Source organism: Burkholderia sp. lig30 (assembly GCF_000687455.2).
Classification (GTDB): domain Bacteria; phylum Pseudomonadota; class Gammaproteobacteria; order Burkholderiales; family Burkholderiaceae; genus Burkholderia.
The window spans coordinates 46,207-58,451 of record NZ_JGVW01000087.1 but is presented as its reverse complement, the minus strand read 5'-3'; the positions used below and the strand labels follow the sequence as shown (position 1 = coordinate 58,451).

Below are 12,245 nucleotides of genomic sequence, written 5' to 3'. Positions count from 1 at the left end.
ATGTACGGTGCGCTCAGCCCGTGTCGCCGCCGGCGACCGGCAACACCGTGCCGGTGATGTAGCTGGCCTCGTCCGACGCCATGAACAGGATCGGCGCGACCTGTTCGTCGAGGCTGCCGTAGCGCTTGAAGAAAGTCGAATCGGTCACCTGCTGCACCGCTTCGCTCATCCAGGCCTTTTCCTGCTCGCTGTCGCCCGCGGCATTGCGCGGGACGCGTCGCGGCGGCGCACTGGTTCCGCCCGGCGCAGTCGCGACGACGCGGATGTTGCGTTCCGCGTATTCCATCGCCAGCGACTGCGTCAGCGCATTGACGCCACCCTTGGCCGCCGAGTACGGCACGCGGCGAATGCCGCGCGTCGCGTTCGACGAGACATTGACGATGGTGCCGCCGCCCCGCCTGAGCAGGTGCGGCAGCACCGCGTGACAGGTGTACAGCGTGGGCATCAGCGAGCGACGGATTTCCGCGTCGATCTGCGCCGGCTCGAATTCGGCGAACGGACGCATGCGGATCGCGCCGCCGACACCGTTGATCAGGATGTCGATGCCGCCGAACCGTTGCGCGGCGAATGCCATCGCCGCTTCCGCGCCTTCGTACGTCTCGAGGTCGGCCACGAACCCCGCCGTGTCCGCGCCCGCCGCTTCCGCGGCGACTTCGGTGACGAAGTCGGCGCGATCGACGAACAGCACCTTGCCGCCTTCGGCGGCCGCCCGCAGCGCGACGCCACGGCCGATGCCCTGGGCCGCACCGGTGACCACCATGACCTTGCCGGAGAATCGCTGCATGATCATGCCGCCTTCGGTGCCGCGTTGGGCGTGAACTTCTCGTAGTGGAAGCTGTTCGGCTTCACGCCGGTGTCGTCGAAATGCTTGCGCACCGCGTCGACCATCGGCGGCGGCCCGCACAGATAGACGTCGACGTCGCCGTCGTTCAACGCATCGGCCGGGATGTGCTGCGTCACCCAGCCCTTGCGCGGATGGTTCGATGCCTCTTCGGCCACGACGGTCGCGTAGCTGAAATTCGGCAGCTTCGCCACATACGCGTCGATCGCGTCGACCTCCACCAGATCGAGGTCACGGGTCACGCCGTAGATCAAGTGCACCTTCTGCTGCGAATTGGCGCGCGCCAGCACCTCCAGCATCGACAGGAACGGGGCGAGCCCCGTGCCGCCGGCGAGGAACAACAGCGGCCGCTGCACGTCGCGCAGATAGAAGCTGCCGAGCGGCCCGGTCAGCGCCAGCGCGTCGCCCGGCTGCGCGGATTCGAGCCACGTGCTCATCACGCCGCCGGGGATCTTCTTGATCAGGAAACTGACCTTCGATTCACCCGGCGCCGACGAGAACGAATACGAACGGTGCTGGCCGCTGCCCGGCACGTCGATGTTGACGTACTGGCCGGGCAGGAACACCGGCGCAGCGGTTTCCACGTCCAGTTCGAGCACGACGGCCGCATCGTTGTGCAGCTCGACATTCGCGACGGTCGCCGCGAACGTGCTCTGCCCGGTCTTGCACACCGCGGACGATGCCGGCACCGAAATCACGCAATCGCTCTGCGGGACCATCTGGCACGTCAGCACGAGGCCGCCGTTCTTCTCGTCCTCGCTCAGCGCGTCCTCGATGTAATCGTCACCCAGGTCGTAACTGCCGCTCTCGGCGCGGCACTTGCAGGTGCCGCACACGCCGTCGGAGCAATCCATCGGCAGGTTGATCCTGGCGCGGAAGGCGGCATCGAGCACCTTCTCGCCCGCCTTGCATTCGACGAAACGCGTGACGCCGTCCTCGAAATTCAGTGCAACTGTGAAACTGGACATGGGAACCTCCTTTACTGCCTCTAATGCGTACTGTCCGACGTCAAACGTGATAGACGTCGAGTACCTGCCGGATGTAGTCGTTCTTCAGCACGATCTTCTTGTACGAAATCAACAAGCCGTCATCGCCGTTGCGCAACGTCGCGAACACCGTGCCGAAGAAATGGTCGGTGGTCTTGTAGCGATGGTTGAGCGTGTGGAAGTTGTAGCGCACGTCCACTTCATCCCCACGCTCGGCCAGCACTTCCACATTGGTGATGTTGTGGCTGGTGCGCGGCTCGGGCGTCGACGCGCCGCTGCGCTCCGTCTTGATGCGGAACACGCGATCTTCCAGGCCACCCCGATTCGGGTAGTACATCAGCGAGATCTGGCTCTCGTGGTCGTCGGTGGGCTGGTCGTCGTCGTCCCAGGCCGGCATCCAGTAGGTGACGTTGTCCGAATAGCAGGCCAGCCATTCGTCCCACTGGCGATCGTCGAGCAGGCGCGCTTCACGGTACAGCGCCGCGCAGATTTTCTGGTAGTCGATGCTCATCACAGCGCCTCCTCACGTTCCTTCTTCAGTGCGTCGCGCATCACCCGCACCCAGTATTCGTGCTGACACACGAACAAGCCTTCGTCCTCGCTGCGCTCGCCCGAAATGATCGGCTTGAGCCCCATCTTCTTCGCGTTCTCGTCGGCGCCCTCGACCCACAGCGGCGCGCCGCGCGACAGATCGTTCCACATCGCCGTGATGCCGGCATAGCCGTTCTGGCACGCGCGGAACTCTTCCAGGTCGTCAGCGGTGCCCATGCCGGAGACGTTGAAGAAGTCCTCGTACTGGCGGATCCGCGTCGCGCGATCGGCTGCGCTCTCGCCCTTCGGCGCGAAGCAGAAGATCGTGACTTCGGTCTTGTCCACGCCGAGCGGGCGCACCACGCGAATCTGCGTGCTGAACTGATCCATCAGGAACACGTTCGGATACACGCACAGGTTGCGGGTCTGGTTGACGATGAATTCCGCCTTCGCTTCGCCGACACGCGCCGCGATTTCGTCGCGGTGCCGATAGACCGGCCGCACTTCCGGGTTCATCGTCTTGGTCCACAGCAGGATGTGGCCGTGCTCGAACCCGTACACGCCCGCCACCGACTTGCTCCAGCCGTTCGCGTCCACCGCCTGGGTGCCGTCTTCCTTGCGCCGCCCCATCGTCGCCGCGTAATTCCAGTGCACGGTGCTGACGTGGTAGCCGTCGCAGCCGTTTTCCATCTGCATCTTCCAGTTGCCGTCGTAGACGTACGAGGAATTGCCGCGCACCACTTCCAGCCCGTCCGGCGCCTGGTCGACGATCTGGTCGATGATCACCCGCGCTTCGCCGAGGTAGTCTTCCAGCGGCAGCACGTCCGCATTGAGGCTGCCGAACAGGAAGCCGCGATAGTTCTGGAAGCGCGCGACCTTCTTCAGGTCATGCGATCCCTCGGTGTTGAACTGCACCGGGTATTCGGTGGTCTTCTCGTCCTTCACCTTCAGCAGCTTGCCGGCGTTGGAGAACGTCCAGCCGTGAAACGGGCACGTGAAGCTGCCCTTGTTGCCGTGCTTGCGCCGGCACAGCATCGCGCCCTTGTGCGCGCAGGCATTGATCACCGCGTGCAGCTCGCCGTTCTTGTCGCGCGTGACCACCACCGGCTGACGGCCGATCCACGTGGTGTAGTAGTCGTTGTTGTTCGGAACCTGGCTTTCATGCGCCAGGTACACCCAGTTGCTCTCGAAGATGTGTTTCATCTCCAGCTCGAACAACTCGGCGTTGGTGAAAATATCGCGACGGCAACGGAATACACCGGCCTCTTTGTCATCCTGCACCGCAGTGGCGAGCAGATGATCCAGTTCGTTGGCTTTGTCGATGATGGCGGACATGTTTCCTCTCCCTACGCGCCGCTCCGGCCCTGCCCGGAGTGCTCGCATCGGTGTCGAATGATCCCTGCTGGGGATCGATGGCGGCGGCACGTGCCGTGCCGCCGCCGCGTCGGGCTGTTACGCCGCGGCCGAAGCCCGCGGACGTTGGACGACCTGGTTGTCCTTCCCCTGCACCAGCGAGGTCAGGCTGAAGTTGAACTCGATGTCCTTGTACGTGTCGGCCTTCAGGCCCAGCGCTGCGCCACCGGTCTTCTCGACCACCGGCGGGACCAGCCCCTCGCGGGTCGCGTACGCGAAGTCGTCCCAGGTCAGCGGATCGCCTTCGATGTTGAACTGCGTGGTCAGCTTGCGGTAGTCGCTGCTGGTGACGAAGAAGTGCACGTGCGCCGGACGGTTGCCGTGGCGGGCAATCGCGTTCAGCAGCTGCTGCGTCGCGCCGTGCGGCGGGCAGCCGTAGCCCACCGGCATCAGCGTGCGGAATTCGTACTTGCCGTCGGCGCCGGTCCTGACCGCGCCGCGCAGGTTGAAGTCGCTCTGCGCGCCGGTCGGGTCGAAGTGCGAATAGAAGCCGTGCGAATTGGCATGCCAGCATTCGACCAGCGCGCCGGCGACCGGCTCGCCGTCCGGGCCCGTGACCGTGCCGTGGATGATCAGCGGGCCTGCGTCCGAGTCGGGATTGACGTCGATTCTGGAGATGCTCTCGCGCACCGGCGCACCCGCGACATACAGCGGGCCTTCGATGGTGCGCGGCGTGCCGCCGTGGATGCCGGCCGCCTGGTCTGCGGCGTCCATGCGGATGTCGAGATACTTCTCCAGGCCGACGCCCGCGGCGAGCAGCGCCGCTTCGCCGTCCTGGCCGAGCTTGTTCAGGTAGTTGACGCCGGCCCACACTTCATCGGGCGTGATGTCGAGATCGTCGATGGCCTTGAACAGGTCGCTCAACAGACGATGGAGCACCTGCTGGAAACGGGCGTTGCCATCCTTGCCGTCCAGGTTGGACGCGACCTTCAGCAGATCCTGCACTTCTTTCGTTTCGAATACTTTGACGTTCATGATGACTGTCTCCATTTAGTTTTCCGAATAAAACGACTCGGGACGCGCTCGCTCTAGAAGGGCGACCGTCTCCCAGGCTCAGGCATCGCCGTCGCGAACCGACGACGGGTGACGGCACAGCGGCGTCACCGAAATCTCCATGTACGGGAACAGCGGCAAGCCGGTCAGGATGTCGTGCAGTTCCGCGTTGCTCTCGACATCGAAGACGCTGTAGTTCGCGTACTCGCCGACGAGGCGCCAGATATGGCGCCACTTGCCGCTGCGCTGCAGTTCCTGCGAATACGCCTTCTCGCGCGTCTTGATTTCATTGGCGACATCGGCCGGCATGTCGACCGGGAGATTCACGTCCATGCGTACGTGGAAAAGCATCGTCAGGTTCCTCTTGCTGGATGTCAGGATGACTTCGTGACTTTCGTCAGCCCGTCGCGGGTGAAATGCCTGACCTTGGCTTCGTCGAGTTCAATACCCAGGCCCGGGCCGTTCGGCACGGTCAATTCGAAGTCGCTGTAATCCAGCGGCGTGGTCAGGATCTCTTCGGTGATCAGCAACGGCCCGAACAATTCGGTGCCCCACTGCAATTTCGCGAAGCTGGCGAACAGATGCGCCGATGCAATCGTGCTGAACGCACCTTCGAGCATCGTGCCGCCATAGAGCTCGATACCTGCCGCGTCGGCGATCGCGGCCACGCGCTGCGCGGCAAAGAGCCCGCCGCTTTGTTCGATCTTGATGGCGAACACGTCGGCGCCATGGTGCTTCGCGATCTCGAATGCGCTTTCCGGCCCCTGCAGGATCTCGTCGGCCATCAACGCGACCGGGAACCGGCGCATCAGGCGCGCCAGCGCCGCGGCGGACGCCACCGGCTGCTCGACCAGTTCGCAGCCGGCATCGGCCAGCGCCGGAATGGCCCACGCAGCCTGCGTCTCGCTCCAGGCCATGTTGACGTCGACGCGCACCGCGGCGCGGTCGCCGAGCGCCTTCTTGATGTCGGCGACGTGCTTGATGTCCGTCTTCAGTTCCTTCGCGCCGATCTTCAGCTTGAAGACCTTGTGCCGGCGCACGTCGAGCATCGTCTCGGCTTCGGCGATGTCCCTGGCGGTATCGCCGGAAGCCAGCGTCCACGCGACCGGCAGGCGCTCGCGCCGGCGACCGCCGAGCAATTCGCTCACCGGCACGCCAAGGCGCTTGCCTTGCGCATCGAGCAACGCGGTTTCGAGCGCGCTCTTGGAGAAGTGATTGACCTTGATCAGCTTGCCGAGGTGCTCCATCAGCGCCTGAATTCGTTCGGCATCCTTGCCGATCATCGCCGGAGCAAAGTACGTGTCGATCGCGAGCTTCATCGCCTCGGGGCTTTCCGGGCCGTAGGCCATGCCGGCGATCGTGGTGCCTTCGCCGATACCGACGACGCCATCGCTGCAGTACACCTTCACCAGCATCAGGGTCTGTCCATGCATCGTGGCGACCGAAAGCTTGTGCGGGCGAATCGTCGGCAGATCGACGAGCGAGGTTTCGATGCGTTCAATCGTCGCTGAGGTCATGGCGGAAGCTGCGTGAGTGAAGTTCATGGAACGGATTTATACGTGTCGCCTTTTGGACCGTCCAATACTTTTGCAAGCCAACATCCATACCTGCCAGGTATGGAGATGAGCGGGTCATACGAAAATACCGCGCTGCACCATACTCTCGCGGACTAGCCGGCGGGGGCTTCAGCGGAAGCGCCGCGTCGCGGCGCATCGATGCTCTGGCACGAAAAATCTCGATCGCGTCGCAACGAAAGTTACGGGTATCCCCCTATCGAGAGGAATGCTTCACATTGTTTTGACAAAGCTAGAATGCATCCTCCAGTTCGGTCATTCGCCGGGTCAGCGGGCTGATTCAAGCCGCACGTTCACTGCCCCGAGATCGCACAGGATGCCGCCGGCTTCACGGCGATCCGGCGCCCACCGATGCCAACCAAGGAGAGGACGAGTGAACGCTTTGTCGCAAGAGCAAGTCATTGCGCTGCACAAGAGCAACACGAACGCCCTGTACAGCCTGGCCCATCAGACGTTCGACGGCTTCCAGAGCGTGGTGGAAGCGAATCTGGAAGCGGTCCGCCAGGGGCTCGGCGAGAGCCAGGCTTACTGGCTGGATGCGCTGTCCGTCAAGACGCCCGAAGCGCTGATCACGCGGCAGGTCGGCCGGATGCAGTCCGGCGCGGACATGATGCTGGCTTACAGCCGCAAGCTTTATGAAGTGATGTCGGGCACGCAGACCGAAATGATGAAGATTCTCGGTTCCCAATACGGGTATCACGACGCCACCACCCGGACGCTCGTCGATCACCTTGCGAAACAGGCGTCCGTCGGCACCGACGTCGCCAGGGCCATGCTGGAGTCGGCCTTCCCGGGCGCCGGCAGCGTATCGGATCGAGTCAAGAAATCCGATGGTTAGCCTGTCGATACACGCGTCGCGCGTCGCGTCTGGCGACCGCGCTGCCGCAGTGCTTGAAAGCAAAGCATCACGTTGAACGAAAGTCGCAAGGGTCGGATGAAAATCCGCGCTGTCGACCGCACACGATTTCCCCATGCAGCAAAGCAGTCAGTCACTGGACGTCCATGTAGCAGTCACGGCGCCGACACGCTGTACCGGCGCCAACCATGACCATGAAACGAAGCTACTTCCGCGTAAGGAGACAAGCATGCTCAGTCCGCATGAATTCACCACATTGATGCTGCTCAACGACGCACCGGATCGCATCGAGACGGATCGCGACGAATTTCACGCGCTGCTGGAGCAGCATCTGGTGGCCCTCGATCCGGTCGCGTTGGGCCCGCGCATCACGGCCGAGGGCCGCGCCGTCCTGAAAGCCTTTGCACGCATGCGCTAGACGGCGTCGGCCGCATCGCGCGAGGTCGCGGGCATGCACGCGCAGTGTCTGGCGGACATGCCCGCGTGGCGCGTCAAGACGAACTCGGCGGACCGGCCCGCCTGATTCAATGAAAGTCGCCTCGAACTCAAGTCACGACCTGGGCTGACTCGCTTGCCGGCGTGCGTTGCCGATGCGTTTCCACCCAGCGCGCCAGCTCCCCCGACGACAGCGGCCGCGAATACAGATACCCCTGGTACATCAGGCAGCCGTGGCCATGCAGAAAGTCGCGCTGCTCCTGCGTTTCCACACCTTCCGCGATGACCGTCATCTGCAGCACGTTGCCGATGTTGATGACGGCCTGCGCCAGCGATTCGGCCATCGCATCGAACCCGATGTCCTGTACGAAGCTCTTGTCGAGCTTCAGCTCTTTGACGGGGAACCGGTGGAGATAGCTCAGGGACGAGTAGCCCGTGCCGAAATCGTCGATCGACAGCGCGATGCCGAGGGCGCGGATCGCATCGAGCGACGTGCGGATGTCATCGACCGACTCGTCGAACATCACGCGCTCGGTCATTTCCAGGATCAGGTCTGCGCTCCGCAGGCCATGGGCCTCCAGCGTGCGCGCGATAAAGCCGGGGAAATCCGCACTCTTGAAGTCGGCGGCACAGACATTCACCGATATGTTCGGCACGTCGATGCCGTCGCGCCGCCACGCGGCGAGCTGGCGGCAGGCCTCGTCGAGCACCCAGGCATCCAGTTCCGCAATCAGGCCGCTTTCTTCCGCGATGGCGATGAAGCGGTCTGGCGGCACGAAGCCCAGCTTCTCGTCGCGCCACCGAACCAGGGCTTCGGCGCCATGCAGCGTTCCCGCCAAATCGACCTTGGGCTGGTAGGCGAGGCTCAGCGCCCGCGCTTTCATCGCCCGCTGCAGCGCGATTTCGAGTTCGAGATGCTCCTTGGCCTGACGCTCGTATTCGGGCGCGTAGAAATGCACCCGGTTGCGTCCCGCGCTTTTCGCCTGGTACATCGCCATGTCCGCATTCCGCACCAGCGTATCGGCGTCCAGCCCGTCGTGCGGATACAACGCGATGCCGATGCTCGCACTGAGCGTGATGCTGGTTTCGTGCGTCGAGTTGACGGTGACAGGCTGATACATGTCCCGCAGGATACGCCCGGCGACGTGTGCAGCCGTGTTGACGTCGCAATCGTGCAGCACGGCCAGGAACTCGTCTCCACCGAGGCGGCCGATCACGTCCTCACCCCGGACGTGACTCCTGAGACGCCGCGAGATCTCCCTCAGCACTTCGTCGCCGACGGAGTGGCCCTGCGTGTCATTGACCCGCTTGAAACGGTCCAGATCGATGAACAGCACCGCGAAATGCGACGAATTCCGGCCGGCGTCCGTCAGGATACGGAGCGTTTCCCTGCCAAGTTGCGCGCGGTTGGGCAGGCCGGTCAGCGCATCGAACCATGCAAGGCTCTGCAACTGGCGCTCCATTGCAACTCTCCGGCGCAATTGCGCGCTGAACATCAGGGACAGCATGATCGTCAGCACATCCAGAACCGCCGTCACGATACCGATGGCAAATGCCCGCTTGCGCCACCCGGCATAGATATCGTCCGTCGCCAGGCCGACGACCACCACCAGCGGATAGCTGCCGATACGCCTGAAGCTGTACAGACGCTCGACGTGGTCCAGCACGGCGATGTCGACATAGGTTCCGTGATCGGATTGCACGAGCGGCGGAAAGGAATGGCCCCCGGCGAGCGAGCTTCCGATATCGCGCTTGCGGTACGGGTGCCGCATCAGCACGGTTCCGTCCGTGCGCAACAGCGTGATGGTCCCGTGCGGACCGAGGATCGTCCCTTCGAACAGCTGGTGGAAATAGGTCAGCCGGAGCGTCCCTGCGACAATCCCGGCGAACTGGCCGTTCGCATCCTCGAGACGCCGGCTCAGGCCGATCGTCGGCTGCCCCGAATTGTCCGTGCGCGACGCGAACGGCTTGCTGATGTAAAGGTCGGCTTCCTTCTGCTGTTGATGAACCTGGAAGTAGTCGCGGTCGCTTACATTCAGATTTCGCGGCACGACCGAACGGGAGTCGAGGACGAGATTGCCTGCCGCATCCGTTGCGAACAGTCCGCCGAGTTCCCTTGCACTGCTGATCGAGCTGAAAGCGACGAGCTGCCGGGTTTCGGGAGGAAGATGAACGATGCGCGGATTCTCCATGCTTGTCACGACATCCCGCATCGCAAGCTGGTAGAGGTCGAGATTGCGCTCGGTCTCCTTTTGCAGCGAGATCACGAGGTTCTCGGCGGTATCGCGCGCCTGCGCCATCGCATCCAGTCTCATCTGGTATAGCGACACGGCCGTAACGCCTGTCGTGGCAAGCGTGATGCCGATCCCGGCAAAAATGAACCGAGCCGGTTTTGCCAGAAAGGAACTTGCGATTCGAATCATCGTCTTCCGGATTATGTCTGCACCAGGCCTGACATCAGATCGGCCGTCAACTGTCAGGGATCGGCACTCGACTCACCGTCAACCGGACTTCCGAATCATCACCGGAATGTGCGACCACCGGATGTCGCGCCCGCTCCCTGGCTCGATGGGGAGCCTCGTCCGCGAAGTTCGGCGACCGCTCGATGGAATGGCTTTCTTCAGTTGATTTAGCTATCCCGACATTGCTTCGCAGGCGGGAAGGCAAGCATCGCTAAAGGTTGGCAGTGAGCCTGGCACGCGACCTGACTTTACTTCAATGCCGTATATCGACACGCCTGAAGAAATCTTTACTCCGTGCGTGGCCGGTCGCGCCCTGCCTGGGGAATCGGGCTGGCCCAGGCTGGCGAGCCATCGCCCTCGATGTTCGCTCGCGTCGCTCAAGCGCAGCCAGGACAATTTCCCGTTCCGCGCCTGAAACGTCCGCTTGCTCTGGACAGTGCTAATCCGTCGTGACGATGATCTCGATCGATTCGGGTTCGTCGAGCCGGAATGCGCGAATCCGCCCCGCCCGCACGTCGAGCACCAGACGGTCGAGCCGCGCGATTTCCTTGTTCCCGTTGAACTCGGCGTCGCCACGCATCCCGGCGTCCATCTTCTCCACCAACTGCCGGCGACGAGCAAGCAAATAGCCGATCGCGCTTGCCCGACGCATGAAAAAACGCTCCATCTTCCTACCAAAACTTTCTGACCAGGTGGTACTTCCGCACAACGCGCGTGCTCGCCGGAGTGACGCGGTTAAATTGGCGCCATATCAAACTTGCGTGAAATTTTCCTACAAGCGTCGCATCTTAATGCACAACGCCGCGGCGTGCCGCGAGCGCATGCCAGCCAACCGTGCCCCACGCATTGATTTGCGTTGCGCCGCCGTGCGCAGACGGTCTGTCACCTAGACTTGAACGGACGTGTTCCCGATCCCGCAAAGGAGAAGCTCATGCTGACGCAGAAAACCAAGGACATCGTAAAGGCCACCGCACCTGTTCTGGCCCAGCACGGTTACGACATCATCAAGTGCTTCTACAAGCGCCTGTTCGTAGCCCATCCTGAACTGAAGAACGTGTTCAACATGGCCCATCAGGAACAGGGCCAGCAGCAACAGGCACTGGCGCGTGCGGTCTACGCGTATGCGGAAAATATCGAGGATCCCGGCAGCCTGATGGCCGTCCTGAAGAACATCGCCAACAAGCATGCAAGTCTGGGCGTACGCCCTGAGCAATACCCTGTCGTCGGGGAACACCTGCTGGCCGCGATCAAGGAAGTGTTGGGCGACGCCGCGACCGACGAGATCATTTCCGCATGGGCGCAAGCCTACGGGAATCTGGCCGATGTCCTGATGGGGATGGAGAGCGATTTGTATGAGCGTTCCACGGCGCAGTTGGGCGGATGGACCGGCTGGCGCGCCTTTGTCGTTCGCGAGAAGCGGCCCGAAAGCAACGTGATCACGTCCTTCATCCTCGAACCTGCTGATGGCGGCCCGGTCGAGAACTTCGAACCCGGGCAATACATCAGCCTCTCGATCGACGTGCCCGCGCTGGGGCTACAGCAGATTCGGCAGTACAGCCTGTCCGACATGCCGAATGGCCGCAGCTACCGAATCTCGGTGAAGCGCGAAGGCGGCGGCGCACAACAGCCGCCGGGCTACGTTTCATGCCTGCTGCACGATCATGTCGATGTGGGTGACGAAGTCAGGCTGGCTGCGCCGTATGGCACGTTCCATATCGACGTGAACGCGAGGACGCCACTCGTACTGATCAGCGGCGGCGTGGGATTGACCCCGATGATCAGCATGCTGAAAAAGGCCATACAGGATCCGCAGCGGCGGGTCGTGTTCGTACACGGTGCGCGTAACAGCGGCGTTCACGCGATGCGTGACCGACTGCGCGAAACGGCGAAAACGCATGTCAATTTCAATCTGGTCGTGTTTTACGACGATCCGCTACCCCAGGATGTGAAGGGGCAAGACTACGATCACGCCGGATTCGTCGATGTGAAGGCGATCAGGGACGCGATTCTGTTGTCCGACGCCGATTACTACATCTGCGGCCCGATCCCGTTCATGCGCATGCAGCATGATGCACTGAAGGACCTGGGCATTCACGAATCGCGTATCCACTACGAAGTGTTCGGCCCGGACCTGTTCGCCGAATAAGCGGAACG

The 12,245-nt window shown here is 62.7% G+C and carries 12 protein-coding genes; 3 read left to right on the top strand and 9 right to left on the bottom strand.

From position 1 onward, the window contains the following. Positions 1 to 13: 13 nt before the first annotated feature. From benD to LIG30_RS17095, 7 genes are all read right to left on the bottom strand, one after another. A complete protein-coding gene (gene benD / locus LIG30_RS17125; protein WP_038713810.1) occupies positions 14 to 790 on the bottom strand; it encodes a benzoate diol dehydrogenase BenD in 777 nt (258 codons plus the stop codon). Further along, a complete protein-coding gene (gene benC, locus LIG30_RS17120) occupies positions 787 to 1,809 on the bottom strand; it encodes a benzoate 1,2-dioxygenase electron transfer component BenC (RefSeq protein ID WP_038713809.1) in 1,023 nt (340 codons plus the stop codon). The genes benD and benC overlap by 4 nt, the downstream gene beginning before the upstream one ends. Positions 1,810 to 1,849: 40 nt before the next feature. After that, positions 1,850 to 2,338: a benzoate 1,2-dioxygenase small subunit gene (benB, locus tag LIG30_RS17115; protein WP_038713808.1), complete on the bottom strand. Its 489-nt coding sequence runs from the start codon at positions 2,336 to 2,338 to the stop codon at positions 1,850 to 1,852. Next, positions 2,338 to 3,693 carry a Rieske 2Fe-2S domain-containing protein gene (locus LIG30_RS17110; protein ID WP_038713807.1) on the bottom strand — a complete coding sequence of 452 codons (1,356 nt, stop codon included), beginning with the start codon at positions 3,691 to 3,693 and terminating at the stop codon, positions 2,338 to 2,340. Before LIG30_RS17110 ends, benB begins: the two co-directional genes overlap by 1 nt. A gap of 117 nt (positions 3,694 to 3,810) precedes the next feature. Beyond that, positions 3,811 to 4,746: a catechol 1,2-dioxygenase gene (gene catA, locus LIG30_RS17105; RefSeq protein WP_038713970.1), complete on the bottom strand. Its 936-nt coding sequence runs from the start codon at positions 4,744 to 4,746 to the stop codon at positions 3,811 to 3,813. 78 nt (positions 4,747 to 4,824) lie between these two features. Beyond that, positions 4,825 to 5,115: a muconolactone Delta-isomerase gene (catC, locus tag LIG30_RS17100; protein WP_038713806.1), complete on the bottom strand. Its 291-nt coding sequence runs from the start codon at positions 5,113 to 5,115 to the stop codon at positions 4,825 to 4,827. 23 nt (positions 5,116 to 5,138) lie between these two features. Next, the gene (locus LIG30_RS17095) at positions 5,139 to 6,281 is read right to left on the bottom strand and encodes a muconate/chloromuconate family cycloisomerase (RefSeq protein ID WP_038713804.1); all 1,143 of its coding nucleotides are present in this window, start codon (positions 6,279 to 6,281) and stop codon (positions 5,139 to 5,141) included. A 430-nt stretch (positions 6,282 to 6,711) separates the two neighbouring features. Here LIG30_RS17095 and LIG30_RS17090 point away from each other — a divergent pair, with 430 nt between their 5' ends. Together LIG30_RS17090 and LIG30_RS17085 are read left to right on the top strand one after the other, a co-directional pair. Further along, a complete protein-coding gene (locus tag LIG30_RS17090) occupies positions 6,712 to 7,176 on the top strand; it encodes a phasin family protein (protein ID WP_160326709.1) in 465 nt (154 codons plus the stop codon). A 247-nt stretch (positions 7,177 to 7,423) separates the two neighbouring features. Beyond that, the gene (locus LIG30_RS17085; protein ID WP_038713800.1) at positions 7,424 to 7,612 is read left to right on the top strand and encodes a hypothetical protein; all 189 of its coding nucleotides are present in this window, start codon (positions 7,424 to 7,426) and stop codon (positions 7,610 to 7,612) included. A gap of 127 nt (positions 7,613 to 7,739) precedes the next feature. Here the strand turns inward: LIG30_RS17085 and LIG30_RS17080 are convergent, their stop codons facing one another. Both LIG30_RS17080 and LIG30_RS26485 read right to left on the bottom strand, forming a co-directional pair. Beyond that, the gene (locus LIG30_RS17080) at positions 7,740 to 10,052 is read right to left on the bottom strand and encodes a bifunctional diguanylate cyclase/phosphodiesterase (protein ID WP_083494073.1); all 2,313 of its coding nucleotides are present in this window, start codon (positions 10,050 to 10,052) and stop codon (positions 7,740 to 7,742) included. A gap of 478 nt (positions 10,053 to 10,530) precedes the next feature. Beyond that, entirely contained in the window at positions 10,531 to 10,743 is a 213-nt protein-coding gene (locus LIG30_RS26485; protein WP_152986137.1) for a hypothetical protein, read from the bottom strand. A 279-nt stretch (positions 10,744 to 11,022) separates the two neighbouring features. Here LIG30_RS26485 and hmpA point away from each other — a divergent pair, with 279 nt between their 5' ends. Further along, positions 11,023 to 12,237 carry an NO-inducible flavohemoprotein gene (hmpA, locus tag LIG30_RS17075; RefSeq protein ID WP_038713799.1) on the top strand — a complete coding sequence of 405 codons (1,215 nt, stop codon included), beginning with the start codon at positions 11,023 to 11,025 and terminating at the stop codon, positions 12,235 to 12,237. Positions 12,238 to 12,245 lie beyond the last annotated feature (8 nt).